The organism is Gaetbulibacter sp. S0825 (assembly GCF_011777505.1).
Taxonomy (GTDB): domain Bacteria; phylum Bacteroidota; class Bacteroidia; order Flavobacteriales; family Flavobacteriaceae; genus Pontimicrobium.
This window is the reverse complement of record NZ_JAATJT010000003.1, coordinates 348,459-370,447: the sequence shown is the minus strand read 5'-3', so window position 1 is coordinate 370,447 and position 21,989 is coordinate 348,459. Positions and strand designations below refer to the sequence as shown.

Here is a 21,989-nt window from a genome sequence, read left to right as displayed (position 1 = left end):
CCTTTGGGAAAGGAATTTCATTAAGAAATCATTAATCTTATGAAAAATTATTTATTTTTTATTTTCTTTATTTCAATTAGCAGTTTTACTCAAGAAAAAAATTGTTCCGATTTTAAAACTGGAACATTTTTTTATGTTAATGAAAATTTTCCTGAAAAAATTGTTAGAACTGAATCAATGCAAATTGAAACAAATACTGAAACTGAAGTTGTTATTTACTCTTCAATTAAATGGACATCTCAATGTAGTTATGAAATGACATATGAGAAAATTTTAAATTATCCAGATGATGTAAGTGATGTGATTGGGCAAAAAATTTATGTTGAAATTTTGGAAACAAATGGAAGTAAAATGAAAGTCCACGCTAAAAGCCGAAGTATAGACACTAAAATAGAATTTGTAAAAAAGAAATAAATATTAAAAGTAACAAACTTCCTTACTTCTAAGGAATACATAAAAAAACCCAGAACAAAGATGCTCTGGGTTTTTTTGCTATTAACCAACATTAACATTTAAACTAAATGCTCTTGTATGTAAGACGTTAGTTTTTGCTTTTTATTTCATCACAAGTGTTAATTTAACCAATTTTAACATTTGCACATCTCATTACAAATAAAAACCCAGACAAAAATTGCCTGGGCTTTTTATTAATAACCTAACATTAACACTAACCATCAACTATTACGCAGGTTATTAATGAGTTTTTATATCTAGAAAAGACCTCCTCCGTCTTTTTCGTTGTTATCTCGTTGTTTTCTAGATTTAGCACGGTATTTTCCTCCGCCAAATCTATAAGATAGATTCATGCCAATAGTTCTACTTTCCCATTCAAAGCGTAAACGTTGTTCGTATGGTCTTGTTCCAACACCTTTAAACTGCATCGTGTTAAACACATCATTAAAGCTAACACCTATATTACCTTTTCCTTCAGCAAAACTTAATCGTGCACCAAGGTTTACAAAAAACATGGCATCGACATCAAACTGTAGGTTTTCGTTAGCGCCTTGGTAGAATCCAAAGGCTGTAAACGTTAAGTTTTTAGTTGCTTTAAAGTTGTTAAACATTCTAAAGTTATAAGCTACAACATCTACTTCTCTTACTTCGATAACAATATCATCTATAGTTGCTGTTTCAAGAGGTTCAGTTAAACTCTCAGAAATACCCTTTTGCGTTTGTGAATATAAATCGAAACTAGAATTAATGCTCCACCATTTTGTTGGACGATAATTAGTTGATAATTCCAATCCATAAGCTGAGGTATCATCAAAATTATCGTGTGTTAAAATAACACGTCCAGCACTTACATCAGATCTGTCTATTAATAATGCTTGATTTATTTCATCAGAAATTGAACGGTAAAATACACCAGCTGTTACACTTCCGTTTTCAAGACCACGTGTGTAATTTACTTCTAATGAGTTTGTAAACTGTGGCTCTAATTCTTGATTTCCGTATTGCGATACCAAAGGTGTACTCCATTCTTTTATTGGGTTTACTTGTCCAATTCCAGGACGATCTACTCTTCTGCTATAACTTAATTGATATTGGTTCTTTTCGCTTGGTGTATAGGTAAAGAAAGCCGAAGGATATACACGTACATAATTATTGTCGAAAGCGATAGGTGTTGTGTTTCCTGAGCCTATTTCGGTTTCTAAAGCTAATGCATCTACATTCACACTTTCTACGCGAGCTCCAATTTGGTATGTCCATTTTTCAAATTTTTTGCTAAATGTTGCATATCCTGAATAAATATCTCTTGTATAATCGAAGCGTGTGTCAGGTGTTGGACGCAACATACCTTGGCTATCTAAAGATTGTCCAGTTGAAGAGTATTTTATATCTGTATTAAATAACCTTGCTTGTAAACCAAGTTCTAGTTTCGTAGTCTCAGAAAGCGGATTTACGTAATCTAAGTTTACCGTTGTTCGTAATCTTTCAGTATCGTTAGAATCGATATAATCGTTAGTTCCAGAAATATCGTCATACACCACAGGGCCATCACCATTGTAAATGTTGTGGTCTACTTCCAGCTCAATATTTTCACCTTCTTTGGCAAAATCTAATTTATAATCGAAGTTATATTGCGATGAGTTGTTTTTGTTACTTGCATCAAACTCTTGCATTTGGTCAAAAGAAGGGTTATTGTAAAATAGCGCACTCGTAGCACCTACAGTACCGTTATCGGAGGTACTTTGATTGGTAAAGAAAGAAACGGTGTTCTTATCATTTATATAATAATCGACACCTACTTTATATAAGTGATTTTTTCGTTCGTCTAAAATATCGAAGAACATTTCAGAATTGTTAGTTGGTCTAAAAACTCGTCCAACATTTTGGTTTTTACCTAAATTATTACTGTAACTACCATATAAATTAAACTTTCCATTACGGTAGTTTAAATTTAAGGCGCTATTGAATTTTACTTCTTTTTCATAACTAATGCCTGCACTTACACTACCGTTAAAGCCAACCATCGTGTTTTTGTGAAGTACAATATTGATAATTCCACTCATGCCTTCAGGGTTATATTTTGCTGAAGGATTCGTAATTAACTCAATTGATTTAATAGCTGTTGAAGGAATTTGTTTTAATAATTGAGCTGTTGGAATATTAGATAGTTTTCCATCTACCATAACTCTTACGTTAGAGTTTCCTCTTAAACTAATATCTCCAGATTGTGCATCCACACTAACTGAAGGAATACCAACCATAAGTTCTGAAGCTGTACCAGCAGCAGCAAGGTCTTTACCAATGGTAATAACCTTTCTATCTACTTTTTGCTGTATAGTAGATACTTCAGCAACTACGGTTACTGCGTCCAAACCCGCAGCTTCTTCCTCCAATCTAATTTCTCCAAGGTCAAACTTGCGATTTTTTTTGCTAATGGTTAATTCTTTAACTACGGCTTTGTAACCAATATATTGAGCGGTTACTGTAATTTTACCTTCAGGAATTTTTTTAATTTCAAATGTTCCATTATCAAGTGTGATGGCGCCTGTTACGGTTTCACCTTTATCATTTTTTATGATGATGTTTACATAAGGGAGCGGCTCGTTAAGTGTGGCGTCTAGTACCTTTCCAGTAATAGAGCCATCGATTAATTCGCTAGAGTTGTCATTTGTTGCTTGAGTGTTTTGTACAATAAAGAGTATTGCCAAACACAGTGTGATCAGTTTTTTCATTCGTTTTTTGATTGATTGATGATGTTAATAATAAATGTATTTTACTACATTTATACTTAACAGACGACTATATTTAAATGCTGTTACTTTTTTTAACACGCATTAACATTTTTTTAACATTTACATAAAACTTCCATAACTATAATTCTGTCAAAGTGAAATTGATTATATGGATGTTATAAGTCTGTACTGAGCGTAGTCGAAGTATGACAATTAAAAAGCAATAAACATAAACACATGAAAAAGACCTTAGTTTTTGGAGCATCATTAAATCCTAACAGATATTCTCACTATGCGATACAACGTTTAGTGGCAAATAAGCATGAAGTTGTTGCCTTTGGTTTAAGAGAGGGAGAGGTTGAGGGTGTAATGATTGATACAGAACTTAAGCCTTATGAAGATATTGATACAGTGACATTATATATGAATGCTAAAAGGCAAAAGGAATATTACAATTATCTTATATCATTAAAACCTGAGCGCATCATTTTTAATCCGGGAACCGAAAACCCAGAGTTTTTTAAACTATTAGAAGAAAACAATATTAATTTTGAAATGTCCTGTACTTTAGTCTTGCTTTCTACTAATCAGTACTAATCCAATAAACGTTAGCATGCCATTAATTGGTAGTAATTCGTAACCTACAACATAACCACCAAGGCTTTCAGCTGGAATATTACCAATAACTGCAGTAAGCACCACGGATATAATAGCAACAATCCAAACATACTTGTCTTTTATTTGTTTTTTAGTAAAAATACCAAAGGCGAAAAGCCCAAGTAGTGGCCCATAGGTATAACCAGCAACTGTAAGTAAGCTATCTATAACATTACTACTCAAAACATATTTAAAGATTATAATAACAATAACGAGCATGACACTCATACCAATATGTGTCTTTTTACGAATGCTTTTTTGTTGGTCTTTTGGTTTCTTTTCAATGTTTAAGAAATCCACACAAAATGACGTAGTAAGCGACGTCAAGGCACTATCTGCACTACTATAAGCAGCAGCAATTAAACCTAGCATAAAAGTAATGGCTAGAGTTATTCCTAAGCCACCGTTCAAAGCAATTTCTGGGAATAATAAGTCTGTTTTTGGAGTGCCATCCATTAAAGGAGTGGCAATGTTGTGTTTTTTTGCATATATAAAAAGAAGCGCACCCAAAAGCATGAAAAGAAAGGTAACAGCCACTAACACAATACTAAATGATACCATGTTTTTTTGAGCATCCTTTAGTGTTTTACAGGTTAAATTCTTTTGCATCATATCTTGGTCTAAACCTGTCATACAAATAGTGATAAACATACCGCCAACAAACGATTTAATAAAATGACTTCTTTCTAAAAAGCTATCAGTAACCATAATTTTACTGTATTCTTTTAACTCACTAGATGCTAAAAACTCACTAAAACTCCATCCTAAACTTTCGTTTATAAAATAGATGGATAAGATTACAGCCAAAATCATGAACAATGTTTGTAGTGTATCAGTCCAAACAATGGTTTTAATACCACCTTTATTCGTGTAAATCCATATCAATAAAATAGAGATAACTACTGTAATTTCAAAAGGTACATTCCATTCATCAAACACAAATTGTTGTAATACAATGGCGACTAAATAGAGTCTAAAAGCTGCGCCTAGAACCCTAGAAACAAAGAAGAAGAAAGCACCAGTTTTATGACTTACAAATCCAAAACGCTGCAATAAATACTCATAAATAGACGTCACATTAAGGCGATAGTAAATAGGCATTAGCACATAGGCAACTACAAAATACCCAACCATATAACCCAAAACCACTTGAAAATAGCTAAACTGTGAACCATCAACCCAACCAGGAACCGAGATAAAAGTCACACCAGAGAGTGATGCGCCAACCATTCCAAAAGCTACGACATACCAAGGTGATGTTTTTCCAGCTTTAAAAAAATCGGCATTACTATCATTTTTTCCAGTGAAATACGATATTAATATCAGCACGCCAAAATAAGCTGCAATAAGTAAAAGAATTTGAGTTGGATTCATTTGTTTTAGTATTGGTGTTTCAAAGTACAAATTAAAATTTTCAAATTCCAAATAATTCAAATTCTTTCCTATTTGAATGCAGGATAAAAATTGTAAATTCGCAACTATGGAATTTTCTTCAAAATTACTTGAAAATGCTGTGAACGAAATGTCGCAATTACCAGGAATAGGTAAGCGTACAGCATTGCGTTTAGTGCTGCATTTATTACGTCAACCCAAAGAGCAAACTAGTGACTTGACTAAGGCATTGCTTAAAATGCGTGAAGAGATTAAGTTTTGTAAAAGCTGCCATAATATTAGTGATGTTGCTATATGTGAAATTTGTACTAACCCTCACAGAAAAACTGATATTATTTGCGTAGTTGAAGACATTCGAGATGTCATGGCTATTGAAAACACAAGTACTTTTAGAGGATTGTACCATGTTCTTGGAGGTAAAATATCGCCAATGGATGGTGTTGGACCTCACGATTTAAACATAAATTCCTTAGTTGAAAAAGTAAAACAAGGCGAGATAAAAGAATTAATTTTTGCTCTTAGTTCTACCATGGAAGGCGATACGACTAACTTCTATATTTACAAGCAAATCCAAGATTTAGAAGTGATTACATCAACTATTTCCAGAGGCATTTCGGTTGGTGACGAATTGGAATATGCCGATGAGGTGACCTTAGGAAGAAGCATTGTAAATCGCGTGCCTTTTGAAGCGTCTTTAAAAATGTAATGGCGCGTGAAACTCTCAGTTGTCATATTAAACTATAATGTTCGCTATTTTCTCGAGCTGTGTTTGCATAGCGTAAAAGCCGCTACAACAAATATCGATTCTGAAATTATTGTAGTCGATAACAATTCACATGATGGTAGTTGCGAAATGGTAAAGCAATTATTTTCAGAGGTTATTTTAATAGAGAACAAAGAGAACTTAGGTTTTTCAAAAGGAAATAATCAAGGCGTTGCAGTTGCAAAAGGAGAGTATATCTGCATTTTAAACCCAGATACTGTAGTGCCTGAAGATGTGTTTTCTCAATTATTAAAGTTTTCAGAAGCTAAAGAAAACTTAGGAATAGTTGGATGTAAACTGATAGATGGCTCGGGAAAATTTCTACCAGAAAGCAAACGTAATATTCCTGTAGTAAAGGTGGCTTTGCAAAAAATAAGAGGAAATTCAGCCAATTATTATGCAAATCATGTTCAAGAAGATGAGGTTGCAAAAGTAAATATCCTTGTTGGAGCCTTTATGTTTATGAAACGAGCTGTTTATAATCAGTTGGAAGGTTTTGACGAAGATTATTTTATGTACGGAGAAGATATTGACTTATCGTACAAAGCCATAAAAGCTGGCTTAGATAATTACTATTTCGGAACAACTATGGTGATTCATTATAAAGGAGAAAGCACATTAAAAGACAAATCTTACGCGAAACGTTTTTATGGAGCAATGCAAATATTTTATAAGAAGCATTTTAAGTCTAATATTGTGTTTGATGTGTTTGTTTGGTTAGGAATTAAGCTAGCGTTCTTATTTCGTAAAGCACCAAAAGTGGCTAAGAAAGATTCAAAAAATAGTTATGCGTTTTCAAGTAAAAATGTTGAATTTCTTTCAAAGAAATTGCAAAAACAAATCTTGTTAGTTAATTCCAAAGAGGAAATTAAAAATGCTAGCACAGTTATATTCGACACATCGTCGATGACTTATAAAGAAATCATTTCTAATTTGATACATTTGAATAGAAAGAGCGATATATCATTTAGAATTTTAGTAAATAATTCTAACTTTATAATTGGTAGTGATAGCTCAAATAGTAGAGGAGAAGTTATCACGTTTTAAATCGAATTTATTGAAAAAACTGCAACAGAATTAATCATTTTTCTCTAATTTTGCAGTCAATAACCTAAAAATCGCTTTTGTATTAACGATATGGCAAAATTTGAACTTAAGTTACCTAAAATGGGAGAGAGTGTTGCTGAGGCAACCATAACATCTTGGTTAAAAGAAGTGGGAGACACTATTGAAGCTGACGAAGCTGTTCTTGAAATAGCAACAGATAAGGTAGATAGTGAAGTTCCAAGTGAAGTAGATGGTGTACTTGTAGAAAAATTATTTGAGGTTGACGATGTTGTGCAAGTAGGTCAAACCATTGCTGTTATAGAAATAGAAGGAAGTGCTACTGAAGCACCTGCTGCACCAAAGCAAGAGGTTGCAGAACCAAAGGTTGAAGCACCAACAAAGGCAGTTGCTGATGTTGCTCAAACAGTAGTAGCAGCGAAAGCTGTGGTAGAGACTCCTGTGAGTTCAACTGAAGACAGATTCTATTCGCCATTGGTTAAAAATATTGCTAAAAAAGAAGGCTTATCACAAGCTGAACTAGATAGTATCCTGGGAACAGGTAAAGAAGGTAGAGTCACTAAAAATGATATTTTAGCATATCTTGGAAATAGAGGTAGCGAACCAGAACCACAACCAGTTGCTCAGCAAGAAGTAACACCTGAACCAGTAAAAACACAAAGCGCACCAGTGACTCCTAAACCAGAAGTTAAAGAAACACCTATTGAAGTAAGTGGAGGAGATGAGATTATTGAAATGACCAGAATGGGTAAATTGGTAGCGAAGCACATGGTCGATTCTGTACAAACGTCTGCTCATGTGCAGTCCTTTATTGAAGCAGATGTAACGAATATATGGAACTGGAGAAATAAACATAAAAACGACTTTAAAAAGCGTGAAGGTGAAAACTTAACCTTTACACCAATATTTATGGAGGCTGTAGCAAAAGCACTTCGTGATTACCCAATGATGAATATTTCGGTGCAAGGAGATAAAATCATTAAGAAGAAACATATCAATCTTGGTATGGCAGCTGCTTTAGGTGATGGTAATTTAATTGTGCCTGTTATTAAAAATGCAGATCAGTTAAATTTAATTGGTATGGCAAAACAAGTGAACGACTTGGCGAATCGTGCTAGAATGAACCAACTTAAACCTGACGATATACAAGGAGGTACCTATACAGTAACTAATGTTGGAACCTTTGGAAGCATTATGGGAACACCAATAATTAATCAGCCACAAGTTGGTATTTTAGCTTTAGGAGCTATTAGAAAAGTACCTGCTGTTATTGAAACATCTGAAGGTGATTATATAGGTATACGATACAAGATGTTTATGTCGCACTCTTATGACCATAGAGTGGTAAATGGTGCTCTTGGAGGACAATTTGTAAAAGCCGTAAAAGATTATTTAGAAGCTTGGGATTTAGATAGAGAAATATAATACATTTAGTCTGTCACATCGAACCGAGTCGAGATGTCTTAATAAAAGCAAAAGCACAGTTTTAAAACTGTGCTTTTTTTGTTGCAAAATTTTAGGTCTTTGTTTAATGCTTAGATATGAACTTTTTCAATTGTTTATATCAGTTGTTAAACGAAGGTCGACAATTTTTCTTACAAAGTCAAATAAGGAATTTATCAATTAGCATTAAAACTCACAAGCATCTGCTCGCAGTTTGACCTCGTTAAGTTTATACCAAACAGCATTATCAAATGGTTTTGGCGAATATCTAAAAACCATAATCGTTTTCTTTTGAATCTCACAATAGTAGTATTCAACAAGCACATTTAAGGTCATTGGTAGTTTGGTGTAACGTGTATCTATGGTTTTTACTTTACCTACATATTGTGTGTTCCCTTTTTTAATAAAAACGGCATTTGTTTTTGGTGTTTTAACGTCATTAATTTTATAGAAATCAAGGCCTAATAAACCGTCAAAATAGAGTTGCACATTTTTTTCTAAGTCACTTTCAGATGGTTTTTCAATACCATTAATATTCCAAGCCCAAACATAAGACCAAAAGTTTGGACTCTCTTGGTTAGACCATCCTTGAGGAAATCTTAAATCTTCAAAGCCTTCATAGTTGATGTCTTGAGCAAAATTAATTGGGAATTTTATAATTTCTTTTATCCAGGTGCTATCTGTTGTAAACACTTCAAGGCTTTCCTCTTCTTGACTATATGATAGTATGCAAAAGAATAGCAGCAAAATTGTAACTATATGTTTCTTCATAAGTTTTAGTCTAATAATTTATATTTAAAATTATGGCTTAACAACCCATTAATCCAAAGGAAACCACAAGTTCTTGGTCTACTTCTTTGCCTTCAAAATTTTCAGCAGGTTTCCATGTTCCTGGTGTGTTTTTTATTAACTCAATCATGGTTTTATCAACTAAAGGGTAGTTTGAGGTTCTATCTAACCTAACATTTTCAATAGCGCCTTTTTTAGTTACCGTAAAAAATAATTTGGCAGCTTGTAACTTTTCGGGATCCACATTTGCTTTATCTCTTGATGCTTTGCTATTTTCTTTAAGATATTTTTTAAGTGCCTCTTTGCCTTCTGAATATTCAGCTTGTTTTTCTGGAATAACTGTAAAGTAAGGTCTCCAATGCGTGTTTTCTATAGTTCCTGTTTCTGGGTTCTTCTCTGTTAAATATGCCGAAAACGTTAGATTGGTTGAATAATTTGAGGCCTGTATAAATTCTAATTGCTTATTAGTTAATGCGTCACTGTTTCCAGTTTCACGAATATTTGATTCTTTGTCATCAATAATTTTAATAACACTAATAGATTTGTAGTCAACAATTCGTTGGGCATGCTCCAAGTCAATAAGGTCATTAAATGATCTTACAGCATCTAAGTCTGTTTTTTTAATAGGATTATACCTTGGGCCTACATCGTAAATAAAATCGGTAAAAATTCTATTGGCCATTTTATTAATGACCTCCGTATTCATGGCAACTGTATTGTTTTCTAGTTGTGTTGTTTCGTTGCTTTTTAAATTGTTAAAAGACATAACACTAAATGCTGTTATACTTACTGTAATAACTGCAGCTGAAATAATTAAAACTCTCTTTTTCATTTTGTTTGTTTTATGATTAATAGTATACTTCATGTTAATTGATGATGCTAAACTAGAGCTAGAATACCATGAAAGTGTCAAAAAAATGTAAAAGAAGTGTCAACAGTTGTAAAAAGTCGAGAAATTGTGTGTTATTTACACTTAATTATGAATAACACCTCCAAATATTTAGCTAGTAGCTTAGCCTTCATCATGTTTTTATTTTGCATATTATCATGTAATAATGATTCAAATAGAAACTTTTCAGAAGTTACTAAAGTAGCATTACGTGATGTAGGTCATAAAATACTACTTAACAATCAGGATTCAACATCTTTGGTTAAGCCAGTTTTAGAATTAGATAATCAAAAGTATCAATTGGCCTTTCAAGAATCTGTATCAATTCATCCAGATAGTCTTGTAAATATCATAAAAAGCAGTTTTCAAAAAGCAGATTTACCAAGATATTATCTTACAGAAGTAAAACAATGTGAAGATGGTGAGGTAGCTTACAGTTACGAAATGAAAGAAAATGTTGATAAGGATATTGTGCCTTGTGGAGGAAGACAATTGCACAAAGCCTGTTACATTGTAAGTGTAAGGTTTACTAAGTCATTAAACTCTCAAAATAGCAGCTTAAAATATCTATTTTACTTTCTAGTTGCTGTGATAGTTGTATTAGGAATTGTTTTTTATAAGAGTAAATCAAATAACTTAGAAAAAAGTAATAATGACAACTATGCCTCTATTGGCAGTTTTCAATTTTATCCAGAGCAGAATAAATTAGTTAAGCAAGCGATAGAGATTAGCCTTTCTAAAAAGGAATGTGAGCTGTTGGAAATTTTTGTAGCCAATCCAAATCAAATTATAAAGCGAGAAGAATTAGAAAAACGCGTTTGGGAAGATAATGGTGTAATTGTAGGTAGAAGTTTAGACACCTATATCTCAAAACTTCGTAAGAAGTTAAAAGAAGACGATTCCATTAAATTAGTTAATGTTCATGGTGTTGGTTATAAACTTGAAGTGAGTTAGGAATCTTATAGATAAATGCCAAAGCACAGTTTTATACTGTGCTTTTTGATTACTTTTTAAGTGTTTCTTTAATTTTACTAAAGTGATGGTAACTATGACGAAGTGCGTGGTCTTCGACAAAAAATTGGACAGTCAATGGAGCATTTGCATTTAATGAAACAGTTGACGCATTATCAAGTTCTTTATCTGTAAAGGAACGCACAGCATCGGCTGCAATTTTACTGTTTCTTCTTAGTAGTTCTATAGTCTCAATTTTCCCCACATTTGCGAATTCTTTAGCATGATGAGCATTCATTTGATTTACAACATCCATTGTAGCATCAGTGATTGGATTTCCAGAGGCAATTACTTGAGCTAGTTCAATTTCAAGTGGATAAACACTTGCAACGTGATGCACTACAACACCAATGGTTCTTCCGTCTCCAAGTACAGGTTTATTCCACTCAGAATTAGATAAATTTTCTGCGAAATTAGCGAGTGCATTTGCTCCTAGTGTTAATCTTTCTGCTAGTGCAATTGCACGTGTGTTAGAATTTGTCATAATATATTTATTTTTGGTTTGATTTGACTGAAAAATTAAAGACATCAGGTCTTGAATAATGACCTACAGCATCAAACATTCGTTTGGCTTCTATAATTGTGTTAAGGTCTATATCTGCATATATAATTCCTTCTTGTGCTTCTAATGGACCTGCAATTACTTGTCCTTTTGGGTCTATAATGCAACTGTTACCAGTGTTTATCCATTCCCTACCTTCAGGGTAAAGATGTTTAAATGTATAGTCGTCTGGAATGTCATCAATATGTAATGCCATACAAGTACTTACAACAAATAAGCCTCCTTCTCTTGCAATATGTTGTATTGATTGCAACCAATTTGAGCTTTTATCCCAAGTAGGCGCTGCGAGAATCTGTGCTCCTGTTTCATATACAGCATTTCGTGCTAAAGGCATGTAATTTTCCCAACAGATAAGTCCAGCTATTTTTCCAGATGCTGTATCATATGATTTGAAAGTAGAACCATCTCCCTGTGACCAGATTAGACGTTCGCCACCAGTTGGGATTAATTTTCTATGCTTCCCCGCTATTTCTCCGTCATTATTGATAAACAATAAACTATTGAATAAACTAGTACCACTTGTTTCTGTATTGCGTTCGTGCATCCCAATTACAACACTAATTTTTCCTTTTTTCGCGGCTTCACAAAGTTTGTTGGTTGAATTGTCAGGAACGGAAACTGCATTTTCAACAAGTTTTACATATAGTTCATTGAGTTCAGCTCCCTTGCTATTGGGAACAAGCCATATCCAATCTGGATAACCTGATATAAATGCTTCTGGAAAAACAATTACTTTAGCTCCATTATTACTTGCCTCTAAAATTGCGTCACAAGCTTTTTCAATTGTTTTTTCTTTGTTTAGAAATACTGGAGATAATTGAGCTGCTGCTATTTTTGTTTTGTTCATCATGTTGCTTCTAATTAAATTGATTGAAACTCTATGATACAAATTTAGAACATGTATGTAAGACAATATTTCACAATTGATTCAAATACTGGTACAATTGATTCAAATTCAATTATTCTTTGATTATCTCAGTTGCTTTATGAAATCTGTGGGTAAAATTCCAAATCTTTTTTTGAAAACACGAGTAAAGTATGTTGGACTATTGAATCCTGTGTCGTAGGCAATCTCCGCAATAGTTTTATGACTTGAAGCAATGTTATTCAAAGCGCATTGGAGTCTTGATTCTTGTATGAGTTGATTTGGAGCTAATCCAGTTAAAGATTTTACTTTACGACTTACTTGTGATTTGCTTAATCCAATTTCTGAGATTAATTCTTCACTGTTAAAATCGGAGCGTGTAAAGTGTTTTTTGATTACATCGTGAAGATTAGAAGAAAAGACAAAGTCATCATTATTGAGAACGGTAAAGTTGCTCAGTTTTTCTTTTGGTTCTTGAATTTCTTTTTCTGAAATTAGAATAGTCTCTTTGTCCAGATACATTTTCTTATTTAAACCTAGAGAACAAACCTTATTAATTTTTGCTTTGGCTACTTCAAAAAAAGCCGAACCTTCTTCATCTACAGGTTTGCCACTTACTACGGCTAAATTAAATTCTAAGTCATTTGAAGTATTGATGAATTTCATAATATCTGATGCACAAGAGATGCCATCTGTAGCATATATGAATGTAATCATAATTTGATTGTTAGGCTCACGTACAACTACACCATTGTACTCTAGAACTAGCTCTTTAATTTTGCTAAAATATCTTCGATTATTATTAGAAAAGCTCAAAATATTGACAAGAAGAATTGTTCTGTATCCAGAATCAAGGTCTCCAGAGTCTGTTTTTGCCAAGTCATCCACATCTGTACCTTGTCCCATAAATAAATTGTATTCATTGTCCGCTACTTCAATGATATTACAAGCTGTATTTCCGTGTGACTTTAAGTGTACCTGATTACATGCATCTTTGTTTGGTCCTTCCATCAAACAAAATATTGTTTTTGCTTGCTCATTTACCCAGTACTTTAATTGTTTAACACCAAATTGATCTTGTATCGCTAAATCTTCCATGTGAGCTTTTACAACATCTTCAGCAGAAAATTCATCAGTGTCAACATTGTGAATATCCATGTATAAAGGCATAATATTTTATTTGTGTTAGAGTTATGAATAATCAAATGAGACTTATATGTCTAGTATTTTAATTTTTATATAAGTTGAAAACTAATATCGACTATTTTTTTAACATAGTCAAATGAGGTTTTTAATTTCAAAAGGCTCTTTTTTGTTTATTCTATTTACCTTTGTGTTTAGAAAAATAGTTGATTAATGCAGTTAAATTTAACAAAGCCTATTTGTTTTTTCGATCTTGAAACAACAGGTATAAATATCTCTAAAGATCGTGTTGTAGAAATTTCAATTCTAAAAGTGTATCCTAACGGAACAGAAGAAAGTAAAACATGGTTGGTTAACCCAGGAATGGTTATTCCTAACGAGGTGATTGCTATTCATGGTATTACCAACGAAAAAGTGGCTAACGAACCTACTTTTAAAGACATTGCTAAGGATGTCCATAACATGATTAAAGATTCCGATTTAGGAGGCTTCAATTCCAATCGTTTTGATATTCCGTTGTTAGCCGAAGAAATGCTAAGAGCTGAGATAGATTTCGACATGAAAAACCGTGTGGCTGTAGATGTACAAACTATCTTTCATAAAATGGAACAACGTACTTTAAGTGCAGCCTATAAGTTTTATTGCGATGAAAGCCTAGAAGATGCACATAGCGCCGAAGCTGATACAAAAGCAACTTATGAAGTGCTTAAATCGCAAATAGAAAAATATGACGAATTGGAAAATGACACTAAATTTTTAGCTGAGTTTAGCTCAAGAAAGAAGTTTGCCGATTTTGCAGGATTTATTAATTATAACAAAAAAGGAGAAGAGTGCTTCTCATTTGGTAAGCATAAAGGAAAATTAGTGACCGAAGTTCTAGAGAAAGAACCTGGTTATTTTGGATGGTTGCTAAATGCCGATTTTCCGTTATACACAAAAAAAGTATTAACAGCTATTAAGTTACGTAGCTTTAATAATAAATTATTCTAATGAAGTTAATTTGCATAGGTAGAAATTATACCAAACATATAGAAGAGTTAGAAAACGAAAAACCTAAAGATCCTGTGGTGTTTTTAAAACCAGACACTGCTATTTTACTAAAAAAACAACCGTTTTTTATCCCAGATTTTTCTAATGATGTACACCATGAAGTTGAAATTTTAGTAAAAATCAATAAAGTTGGCAAACACATAGACCGAAAATTCGCACATAAATATTACGATGAAATTGGTCTGGGTATAGACTTTACAGCACGCGATTTGCAAAGTCAATTAAAGTCTAAAGGATTGCCATGGGAAAAGGCCAAAGCCTTTGATGGCGCAGCGGTTATAGGGAAATGGTTGCCTAAAACTAATTTTAAAAACGTTGACAATATTAGCTTCACTTTACATAAAAATGACACCATTGTGCAAGATGGAAACACCAATTTAATGCTTTGGAAGATAGATGAGTTAATCGAATATGTGTCAAAATATTTTACTTTAAAGATTGGAGATATTATCTTTACAGGCACACCTGCAGGAGTTGGCAAGGTAGTTGCTAACGATAAACTAAAAGGATTTATAGAAAACGAAGAAATGTTTTCAATAACAGTTAAATAAATGGAACAACATTACAAACTCGATAGAGTAAGAGAATTGGCTGATAACGATACCGATTTTATTAAAACTTTAGCTATGACGTTTATAGAAGAAGTGCCAGAAGACGCACTCCTTTTACAAACAGCTGTTGTAAGTAAAGACTATTTAGCTGCATACAAATCTGCCCACAAAATGAAACCTACTATAGACTTATTTGAACTTGGTGTTTTAGATGACTTAATAGAAGTTCAGGATTGGGGAAAATTTGAGCAGCGCGATAAGGATATTTTCGAAAAACTAGAAATTGTACTCAGCGCAGTTAGTAAGGCAGTAGAAGAGATTAGGTCAGATTTCAATTTATAATGCAAGCAGAGATAATTACTATTGGTGATGAGATTCTCATTGGTCAAGTAGTTGACACCAATTCGGCATTTATTTCAAAAGAACTGAACAAGATTGGCGTATCTGTTTACCAAATTACGTCTGTCCAAGACGATAAAGAACACATCCTAAAATCTTTAAAAGAAGCCGAAGAAAACGCCGATATCATAATTATTACTGGAGGTTTAGGACCAACAAAGGACGATATTACCAAAAATACCCTTGCGGATTATTTTAGTGACTCATTGGTGCAAAGCGAAGCTGTTTTGCAAAACATTAAAAAACTTTGGAAAAAGTATATCAAACAGGAGCTTTCACAGGTTAATATCGATCAAGCCTTAGTGCCTTCCAAAGCAAAGGTTTTAATGAATCATTTTGGGAGTGCTCCAGGTATGTGGTTAGAAAAGAAAAATAAGGCATTTATATCACTTCCAGGTGTGCCTTTTGAAATGAAGGCTTTAATGAATCATGAAGTGCTGCCTCGGCTTAAAGAACAATTTGAATTACCTTTTATTTTGCATAAAACACTGCTTACTTATGGTCTAGGAGAAAGTAAACTTGCTGAAAAAATTGAAGATTGGGAAGATAATCTTCCAACTTTTATAAAACTTGCTTATTTGCCTAATTTAGGTATGGTAAGACTACGTTTATCTGCAAAAGGAACAAACGAGGAGCTATTGATTGCCGAAATGAACAAGCAAATAGAAATGTTATTACCTCAAATAGAAAAGGAGTTTGCTGGTTTTGAAGAAAATGGCGCAATTGAAGTATTAATTGGAGAAAAACTAACAAGCCTAGGGAAAACTTTGGCAACAGCCGAAAGTTGTACAGGAGGCAAGATAGCCGAAAGAATCACAGCAAATTCAGGAGCATCAGTCTATTTTAAAGGCAGTGTGGTAAGTTATTCCACCGAAGCTAAAATAGATGTATTAAAAATTAACAAAGATTTAATTAATAAATATTCTTTGGTTAGTACTCAAGTAGCAGAAGCTATGGCAAAAAGTGTGCAAAAATTGTTTAAAACAGATTATGCTATTGCCACAACAGGAAATGCAGGACCAACAAAAGGTGATGCAAATGTTGAAGTTGGGACTGTATGTATTGCTATTGCTACTCCTAATGGTGTTTTTTCAGAAATATTTAGCCTAGGAAATCATCGAACAAAAGTGATTAATAAAGCTGTAAATAAAGCTTTTGAAATGCTTCAAAAAGAAATTTTTAAAAATTGACAAAATAAAGTTTGTCAAACATTAAAGAATTCGTAAATTTGCACCTCGTTTTAAAATAACAATATTTTTAAAGTTAGATATCATGTCAAGAGTTTGTGAACTTACTGGAAAAAAAGCGATGGTTGGAAACAACGTTTCGCATGCAATGAATAAAACTAAGCGTAAGTTTAATGCGAACTTACTTAAAAAACGTTTTTACATTCCTGAAGAAGATAAGTGGGTGACTTTAAAAGTTTCTGCTGCTGCATTAAAAACTATCAATAGAGTTGGTATTTCTGCTGCAATTAAAGAAGCTAAGTCTAAAGGATTTTTAAAATAATAGCCTCACAGTTTAAATAGTAGTACAATGGCAAAGAAAGGAAATAGAATTCAAGTAATATTAGAGTGCACAGAGCATAAAGAATCTGGACAACCAGGAACTTCTAGATATATTACAACAAAAAATAAAAAGAACACGCCTGATAGAATGGAGATTAAGAAATTTAATCCAATCTTAAAGCGTATGACAGTTCATAAAGAAATCAAGTAAAAAATAATTGAATCATGGCAAAGAAATCAGTAGCATCATTACAAACTGGATCTAAAAGATTAACAAAGGCTATTAAAATGGTAAAGTCTCCAAAATCAGGAGCCTATATGTTTGTTGAATCAATTATGGCACCAGAACAAGTAAACGACTTTTTGAATAAAAAATAAATTATTTTTTATAATCAAGATATTTCAAGCTGCTTTCTTATAGAAAGCAGCTTTTTTTATACCTTATAATAGGCAATCTTCAAGAAATATTTATTTTCTTTATGCACGATTTAATGACAATGTAGCAGAAATTGTCTTTAGGCAAGAATATTGCTATTTCTAAATTAAGTAATATATAACAATACATGAGTTTATTTAAAAAGATATTTTCCTCAGAAAAAAAGGAAACACTAGATAAAGGATTAGAAAAATCTAAAACCTCATTTTTCAACAAACTTAACAAAGCAGTTGCTGGAAAATCTAAAGTTGATGACGATGTTCTTGATAATTTGGAAGAGATTTTAGTAACTAGTGACGTTGGTGTAAATACTACTTTAAAAGTCATAGAACGCATTGAAGCCAGAGTTGCAAAAGACAAATACCTAGGAACATCAGAATTAAACAAGATACTAAGAGAAGAAATTGCTGGATTATTATCAGAGACTAATTCAGGTGAAGCGACTGAATTTACTATTCCTGACACTCAAAAACCGCATGTGATTATGGTGGTTGGTGTAAATGGTGTCGGAAAAACCACAACCATTGGTAAATTGGCATATCAATTTAAAAAGCAAGGGTTGAATGTTGTTTTAGGAGCAGCAGATACCTTTAGAGCAGCAGCGATAGACCAATTACAAGTTTGGGCAGATCGTGTAGATATTCCAATTGTAAAGCAATCTATGGGAAGCGATCCTGCGTCTGTAGCATTTGACGCATTAGAATCTGGAGTCTCTCAGAATGCTGATGTTGTAATTATTGATACTGCTGGACGTTTGCATAATAAAGTCAACTTAATGAATGAGCTTACCAAAGTAAAACGAGTGATGCAAAAAGTAGTTGACGATGCGCCTCACGATGTATTATTAGTATTAGATGGCTCTACAGGTCAAAATGCCTTTGAACAAGCAAAACAATTTACTGCAGCAACCGAAGTAACATCGTTGGCAGTCACCAAATTAGATGGGACAGCCAAAGGAGGCGTTGTTATTGGTATTAGTGATGAATTTCAAATTCCTGTAAAATATATAGGCGTTGGAGAAGGGATTGAGGATTTACAAGTGTTTAATAAATACGAGTTTGTAGATTCGTTTTTTAAATAATTAATGAGTTTTAATATTTACCATAATCTAGTAATTAATACTTCTCCAAAAGAAGTATTTGATGCGGTGACTTTACCAAAACATTTAGATAATTGGTGGACGTTGAAAAGTTCTGGAAAACCAGAATTACATGCAGAATACAACTTAAACTTTACCGATGAATACGATTGGTACTGCAAAGTGTCACAAGTAAAACCAAACGAATCTTTTCATTTAAAAATGACAAAATCTGATGATGATTGGAATCCAACCACATTTGGTTTTGATTTAGTAGATACAAAAAATGGTACGTTGTTAAAGTTTAGTCATGTAAATTGGCTAAAAGAGAATAACGAATTTAAAAACTCATCATTTTGTTGGGCAATGTTGCTCAACGACCTAAAAAATTATTTAGAAGAAGGAAAGATTGTTCCTTTTGACGAAAGGAATTAGTGATTAAAATAATTAGTATTTTTATTCAAAATATTAATTATGCGTAACATTTTATATTTTCTTCTTATTGCCCTTGTTTTTTCTTGTAAAAATGATACATCTTCAACTGTAACAACCGAGAGAGAAATTCTTGAAGTTGTTAAAGACTCAACTGATTTTAGAGAGTTTCGAGTATTAGATTCTAGATATATTAGTAAAGAAGAGTTGTGGAAACCGTTCAATAAGGATTTAGAAGATTTCACAGAAGAAACTTATAATAAGTTAAAACCACTTGTATTAGAGCAAGATATTCCAACGCTTCAAAAACATATTACTAACGGCGATTTATCTTATGAAGTACTTACCAAATTTTATTTGTATCGTATAAGAAAGTTCGATAGAGAAAATGAGTTGTCACTAAACTCTATAATTGCCTTAAACCCAAATGTGATTGATGAAGCAAAAAAGGCTGACAACACCCAATTTGTTGTGCCACCACATCAAATTTTTGGAATGCCAATTTTATTAAAAGACAATATCAATGCTTCTGGAATGACAACAACTGCTGGTGCTGTGGCATTACAGGAGAATACTTCAGAAGATGCTTTTATTACCGAACGTTTAAAAAGTAATGGCGCACTTATTTTAGGGAAAGCAAATTTAAGCGAATGGGCTTATTTCTTTTGTGGTGATTGTCCAAGTGGGTATAGCGCCATTGGTGGACAAACATTAAATCCTTATGGCAGACGAACTATGGATACTGGAGGTTCAAGTTCAGGAAGTGGTGTGTCTGTAGCTACAAACTTTAGTGTTGGTGCTGTAGGTAGTGAAACGTCAGGGTCTATTTTATCGCCTTCCAGTTCTAATTCTATAGTTGGGTTAAAACCTACTATTGGTTTATTGAGTAGAAGTGGTATTGTGCCTATTTCGTCAACTTTAGATACACCTGGACCAATGACTAAAAATGTGATTGATAATGCCATAATGTTGGATGCTATGAGTGGTTTTGATGATTCAGATTCAAAAGCAATTAAAAGTCAGGTTTTGAGTTATTCTGAATCGCTTTCCGAAAGCAGCATTGAAGGCAAACGATTTGGTGCTTTTAAGAGACTTATGGAAGACTCTTTATATGCAAATGCTATTAAAGTGTTACGTGACAATGGTGCTGAAGTTGTTGAGGTTGATGAAATTGATGTGCAACGTTCAGGATTTATAAGCTTGTTAAATCTAGATATGAAAAAAGATTTGCCAGAATATCTAGCTAATCATGCTGCAAATGTTGTAGAAGTTACTTCTGTTCAGGATGTGATAAATTTTAACAATCTAGACTCGTTAAATCGCGCACCTTACGGACAAAGACTCTTTAAAGGCATTGTAGATGATCCAGGGAGTTTGCAATATCTAGATTCTATTAAAACCGATTTAAAGACAAAAAGTAGATTGTATTTTGATACACCTATTGAGAAGCAAAATCTTGATGGCTTTTTATCAATCAATAATTTTCACGCAGGTTGGGCAGCCACAGCTGAATATCCAGCACTAACGGTTCCAATGGGTTATCAAGAAAGCGGTCGCCCAAGAGGATTAACGTTTATCTCAAAGCCTTTGAGTGAAAAAACCTTATTAGAATGGGCTTATGTATACGAACAAGCATCGAAGAAACGAGTACCTCCAGTAAATTATAACTAGTTAATTAAGGTGCTTATCTTTTCCCAAAGGTCATTGTCAAAAGAAGAAAGCGCAAAATTCACATTATCAGCAGAGTTTCCCATCCTAACAATGACTAATTTTTTGCTGGGTACGATGTATATTTTCTGGTCATTTTTCCCTAAAGCACTATACATGTCGTTTGGCGCATTAGGTATTAATTTACCGGAAAATTCAAATTGACTTTGTGGTAAATGATACGTTGATTTTCCATTAAGCCACCATAAATACCCATATGCTTCATTGATGTCTTGAGAAGTATTTATAGCGTCATTCAAATAACCTTCAGGGACTATTTGTTCATTTTCCCATTTTCCTTTAGCGTAGATTAAAAGTCCAAAACGAGCCATACTTTTTGCATTACTCCAATACACATTAAAATCGTTATTCTGTACCCAAGAGCCAGACATCCCAATTTTATTCTTTAGTTTAGAATTAAAGTAGTTTGACCAAGTTTGATTGCTGTTTTGAGCAATGACATCTTGTAGCTTTACATATACATTATGATATGCCCAACGGCTTCCAGCATCAGATATATATTGTAAATCTTCAGGAGATGTGCTATCACCTAAACTGTCATCTAAGCCAGAAGTCATAGATAGAAGGTTTTTACAAGTAATAAGATTTTCTTTATCTAGTGGAGCACTTGTCCACCCAGTTCCTATATAGTCTGATACTTTATTGTCAATATTTATTAAACCTTCGTCTTCAGCAATACCAACAATAGCAGTGGTAAGTGTTTTTCCTGCACTAGCCCAATACCATGGTAAAGTTGAATTATGATCATTAAAATATTCTTCTACTACTATTTTGCCTTCATGAAGTATGATAAAACTTTTGGTATTTTTTTGTTCTAAAAAATCGAGAAGTGATTGTAAATTAGCTTCATTCCAATCTAGTTCCTCTAAAGGTGTTGTTTCCCATTCATTTGATATAATCGATGGAAAATAAATTTTAGAATCTGTTATTATGTTTTCATCAATTATATCAGAATCATTGCTTGAAGAGCAATTAAATAAAAGTACAGAACAAATGATAAATAGATAAAACTGCATATTTTTCATAAGTAGGGTTTTTAATAAGAC

At 33.0% G+C, this 21,989-nt stretch carries 24 protein-coding genes; 16 read left to right on the top strand and 8 right to left on the bottom strand.

All coding sequences use genetic code 11. The features are described from left to right. Positions 1-39: 39 nt before the first annotated feature. Positions 40-414: a hypothetical protein gene (locus HB672_RS12785; RefSeq protein WP_167769914.1), complete on the top strand. Its 375-nt coding sequence runs from the start codon at positions 40-42 to the stop codon at positions 412-414. Between the two features lie 296 nt (positions 415-710). On the opposite strand, the gene HB672_RS12780 is transcribed toward HB672_RS12785, so the two are convergent. Then, positions 711-3,182 (bottom strand): outer membrane beta-barrel family protein, encoded by a 2,472-nt coding sequence (locus HB672_RS12780; protein ID WP_167769913.1) that lies wholly within the window; start codon positions 3,180-3,182, stop codon positions 711-713. A gap of 237 nt (positions 3,183-3,419) precedes the next feature. Here HB672_RS12780 and HB672_RS12775 point away from each other — a divergent pair, with 237 nt between their 5' ends. After that, entirely contained in the window at positions 3,420-3,779 is a 360-nt protein-coding gene (locus tag HB672_RS12775) for a CoA-binding protein (protein ID WP_167769912.1), read from the top strand. Here HB672_RS12775 and HB672_RS12770 read toward each other — a convergent pair. Further along, positions 3,750-5,213 (bottom strand): sodium:solute symporter, encoded by a 1,464-nt coding sequence (locus HB672_RS12770; protein ID WP_167769911.1) that lies wholly within the window; start codon positions 5,211-5,213, stop codon positions 3,750-3,752. The two genes, HB672_RS12775 and HB672_RS12770, sit on opposite strands and share 30 nt — an antisense overlap. A gap of 106 nt (positions 5,214-5,319) precedes the next feature. Between HB672_RS12770 and recR the strand changes: the two genes are divergently transcribed. The 3 genes from recR to HB672_RS12755 all read left to right on the top strand — a co-directional run bounded on the left by recR (position 5,320) and on the right by HB672_RS12755 (position 8,484). Then, a complete protein-coding gene (gene recR, locus HB672_RS12765; RefSeq protein WP_167769910.1) occupies positions 5,320-5,937 on the top strand; it encodes a recombination mediator RecR in 618 nt (205 codons plus the stop codon). Positions 5,938-5,943: 6 nt separating this feature from the next. Further along, positions 5,944-7,041, top strand: coding sequence for a glycosyltransferase family 2 protein (locus HB672_RS12760; RefSeq protein WP_167769909.1), 1,098 nt, complete (start codon positions 5,944-5,946; stop codon positions 7,039-7,041). Positions 7,042-7,131: 90 nt separating this feature from the next. After that, complete coding sequence (locus HB672_RS12755) at positions 7,132-8,484, top strand: dihydrolipoamide acetyltransferase family protein (RefSeq protein WP_167769908.1); 1,353 nt, start codon at positions 7,132-7,134, stop codon at positions 8,482-8,484. Positions 8,485-8,688: 204 nt separating this feature from the next. Here the strand turns inward: HB672_RS12755 and HB672_RS12750 are convergent, their stop codons facing one another. Both HB672_RS12750 and HB672_RS12745 read right to left on the bottom strand, forming a co-directional pair. Beyond that, a complete protein-coding gene (locus HB672_RS12750) occupies positions 8,689-9,273 on the bottom strand; it encodes a hypothetical protein (protein ID WP_167769907.1) in 585 nt (194 codons plus the stop codon). A gap of 37 nt (positions 9,274-9,310) precedes the next feature. Beyond that, positions 9,311-10,123, bottom strand: coding sequence for a hypothetical protein (locus HB672_RS12745; RefSeq protein WP_167769906.1), 813 nt, complete (start codon positions 10,121-10,123; stop codon positions 9,311-9,313). A gap of 147 nt (positions 10,124-10,270) precedes the next feature. Between HB672_RS12745 and HB672_RS12740 the strand changes: the two genes are divergently transcribed. Next, positions 10,271-11,134 (top strand): winged helix-turn-helix domain-containing protein, encoded by an 864-nt coding sequence (locus tag HB672_RS12740; RefSeq protein ID WP_167769905.1) that lies wholly within the window; start codon positions 10,271-10,273, stop codon positions 11,132-11,134. Positions 11,135-11,183: 49 nt separating this feature from the next. Here the strand turns inward: HB672_RS12740 and HB672_RS12735 are convergent, their stop codons facing one another. The 3 genes from HB672_RS12735 to HB672_RS12725 form a co-directional block, all read right to left on the bottom strand. Then, complete coding sequence (locus HB672_RS12735; RefSeq protein WP_167769904.1) at positions 11,184-11,675, bottom strand: DinB family protein; 492 nt, start codon at positions 11,673-11,675, stop codon at positions 11,184-11,186. A 7-nt stretch (positions 11,676-11,682) separates the two neighbouring features. Then, positions 11,683-12,603, bottom strand: coding sequence for a carbon-nitrogen hydrolase family protein (locus HB672_RS12730; RefSeq protein ID WP_244306621.1), 921 nt, complete (start codon positions 12,601-12,603; stop codon positions 11,683-11,685). Positions 12,604-12,723: 120 nt separating this feature from the next. Next, positions 12,724-13,788 carry a nickel-binding protein gene (locus tag HB672_RS12725; RefSeq protein WP_167769903.1) on the bottom strand — a complete coding sequence of 355 codons (1,065 nt, stop codon included), beginning with the start codon at positions 13,786-13,788 and terminating at the stop codon, positions 12,724-12,726. A gap of 186 nt (positions 13,789-13,974) precedes the next feature. Here HB672_RS12725 and HB672_RS12720 point away from each other — a divergent pair, with 186 nt between their 5' ends. From HB672_RS12720 to HB672_RS12675, 10 genes are all read left to right on the top strand, one after another. Continuing rightward, positions 13,975-14,751 carry a 3'-5' exonuclease gene (locus tag HB672_RS12720; protein WP_167769902.1) on the top strand — a complete coding sequence of 259 codons (777 nt, stop codon included), beginning with the start codon at positions 13,975-13,977 and terminating at the stop codon, positions 14,749-14,751. Next, positions 14,751-15,362 carry a fumarylacetoacetate hydrolase family protein gene (locus HB672_RS12715; RefSeq protein ID WP_167769901.1) on the top strand — a complete coding sequence of 204 codons (612 nt, stop codon included), beginning with the start codon at positions 14,751-14,753 and terminating at the stop codon, positions 15,360-15,362. The genes HB672_RS12720 and HB672_RS12715 overlap by 1 nt, the downstream gene beginning before the upstream one ends. Next, a complete protein-coding gene (locus tag HB672_RS12710; protein ID WP_167769900.1) occupies positions 15,363-15,704 on the top strand; it encodes an Hpt domain-containing protein in 342 nt (113 codons plus the stop codon). Next, a complete protein-coding gene (locus tag HB672_RS12705; RefSeq protein ID WP_167769899.1) occupies positions 15,704-16,951 on the top strand; it encodes a competence/damage-inducible protein A in 1,248 nt (415 codons plus the stop codon). The genes HB672_RS12710 and HB672_RS12705 overlap by 1 nt, the downstream gene beginning before the upstream one ends. Before the next feature lie 82 nt (positions 16,952-17,033). Beyond that, complete coding sequence (gene rpmB / locus HB672_RS12700; RefSeq protein ID WP_136842362.1) at positions 17,034-17,270, top strand: 50S ribosomal protein L28; 237 nt, start codon at positions 17,034-17,036, stop codon at positions 17,268-17,270. Positions 17,271-17,297: 27 nt separating this feature from the next. Beyond that, a complete protein-coding gene (gene rpmG / locus HB672_RS12695) occupies positions 17,298-17,480 on the top strand; it encodes a 50S ribosomal protein L33 (RefSeq protein WP_007648529.1) in 183 nt (60 codons plus the stop codon). Positions 17,481-17,494: 14 nt separating this feature from the next. Continuing rightward, complete coding sequence (locus HB672_RS12690) at positions 17,495-17,647, top strand: DUF4295 domain-containing protein (RefSeq protein ID WP_167769898.1); 153 nt, start codon at positions 17,495-17,497, stop codon at positions 17,645-17,647. 185 nt (positions 17,648-17,832) lie between these two features. After that, positions 17,833-18,786 (top strand): signal recognition particle-docking protein FtsY, encoded by a 954-nt coding sequence (ftsY, locus tag HB672_RS12685; RefSeq protein WP_167769897.1) that lies wholly within the window; start codon positions 17,833-17,835, stop codon positions 18,784-18,786. Between the two features lie 3 nt (positions 18,787-18,789). Next, complete coding sequence (locus HB672_RS12680) at positions 18,790-19,218, top strand: SRPBCC domain-containing protein (RefSeq protein WP_167769896.1); 429 nt, start codon at positions 18,790-18,792, stop codon at positions 19,216-19,218. A 39-nt stretch (positions 19,219-19,257) separates the two neighbouring features. Next, positions 19,258-20,886, top strand: a complete 1,629-nt coding sequence (locus tag HB672_RS12675; RefSeq protein WP_167769895.1) for an amidase family protein — start codon at positions 19,258-19,260, stop codon at positions 20,884-20,886. On the opposite strand, the gene HB672_RS12670 is transcribed toward HB672_RS12675, so the two are convergent. Beyond that, entirely contained in the window at positions 20,883-21,968 is a 1,086-nt protein-coding gene (locus HB672_RS12670) for a serine hydrolase (RefSeq protein ID WP_167769894.1), read from the bottom strand. The two genes, HB672_RS12675 and HB672_RS12670, sit on opposite strands and share 4 nt — an antisense overlap. Positions 21,969-21,989: the final 21 nt, after the last annotated feature.

Coding starts and splice junctions, on each gene's coding strand:
- HB672_RS12785 (WP_167769914.1), top strand. CDS start 40: ATGAAAAATTATTTATTTTTTATTTTCTTTATTTCAATTAGCAGTTTT.
- HB672_RS12780 (WP_167769913.1), bottom strand. CDS start 3,182: ATGAAAAAACTGATCACACTGTGTTTGGCAATACTCTTTATTGTACAA.
- HB672_RS12775 (WP_167769912.1), top strand. CDS start 3,420: ATGAAAAAGACCTTAGTTTTTGGAGCATCATTAAATCCTAACAGATAT.
- HB672_RS12770 (WP_167769911.1), bottom strand. CDS start 5,213: ATGAATCCAACTCAAATTCTTTTACTTATTGCAGCTTATTTTGGCGTG.
- recR (WP_167769910.1), top strand. CDS start 5,320: ATGGAATTTTCTTCAAAATTACTTGAAAATGCTGTGAACGAAATGTCG.
- HB672_RS12755 (WP_167769908.1), top strand. CDS start 7,132: ATGGCAAAATTTGAACTTAAGTTACCTAAAATGGGAGAGAGTGTTGCT.
- HB672_RS12750 (WP_167769907.1), bottom strand. CDS start 9,273: ATGAAGAAACATATAGTTACAATTTTGCTGCTATTCTTTTGCATACTA.
- HB672_RS12745 (WP_167769906.1), bottom strand. CDS start 10,123: ATGAAAAAGAGAGTTTTAATTATTTCAGCTGCAGTTATTACAGTAAGT.
- HB672_RS12740 (WP_167769905.1), top strand. CDS start 10,271: ATGAATAACACCTCCAAATATTTAGCTAGTAGCTTAGCCTTCATCATG.
- HB672_RS12735 (WP_167769904.1), bottom strand. CDS start 11,675: ATGACAAATTCTAACACACGTGCAATTGCACTAGCAGAAAGATTAACA.
- HB672_RS12730 (WP_244306621.1), bottom strand. CDS start 12,603: ATGATGAACAAAACAAAAATAGCAGCAGCTCAATTATCTCCAGTATTT.
- HB672_RS12725 (WP_167769903.1), bottom strand. CDS start 13,788: ATGCCTTTATACATGGATATTCACAATGTTGACACTGATGAATTTTCT.
- HB672_RS12720 (WP_167769902.1), top strand. CDS start 13,975: ATGCAGTTAAATTTAACAAAGCCTATTTGTTTTTTCGATCTTGAAACA.
- HB672_RS12715 (WP_167769901.1), top strand. CDS start 14,751: ATGAAGTTAATTTGCATAGGTAGAAATTATACCAAACATATAGAAGAG.
- HB672_RS12710 (WP_167769900.1), top strand. CDS start 15,363: ATGGAACAACATTACAAACTCGATAGAGTAAGAGAATTGGCTGATAAC.
- HB672_RS12705 (WP_167769899.1), top strand. CDS start 15,704: ATGCAAGCAGAGATAATTACTATTGGTGATGAGATTCTCATTGGTCAA.
- rpmB (WP_136842362.1), top strand. CDS start 17,034: ATGTCAAGAGTTTGTGAACTTACTGGAAAAAAAGCGATGGTTGGAAAC.
- rpmG (WP_007648529.1), top strand. CDS start 17,298: ATGGCAAAGAAAGGAAATAGAATTCAAGTAATATTAGAGTGCACAGAG.
- HB672_RS12690 (WP_167769898.1), top strand. CDS start 17,495: ATGGCAAAGAAATCAGTAGCATCATTACAAACTGGATCTAAAAGATTA.
- ftsY (WP_167769897.1), top strand. CDS start 17,833: ATGAGTTTATTTAAAAAGATATTTTCCTCAGAAAAAAAGGAAACACTA.
- HB672_RS12680 (WP_167769896.1), top strand. CDS start 18,790: ATGAGTTTTAATATTTACCATAATCTAGTAATTAATACTTCTCCAAAA.
- HB672_RS12675 (WP_167769895.1), top strand. CDS start 19,258: ATGCGTAACATTTTATATTTTCTTCTTATTGCCCTTGTTTTTTCTTGT.
- HB672_RS12670 (WP_167769894.1), bottom strand. CDS start 21,968: ATGAAAAATATGCAGTTTTATCTATTTATCATTTGTTCTGTACTTTTA.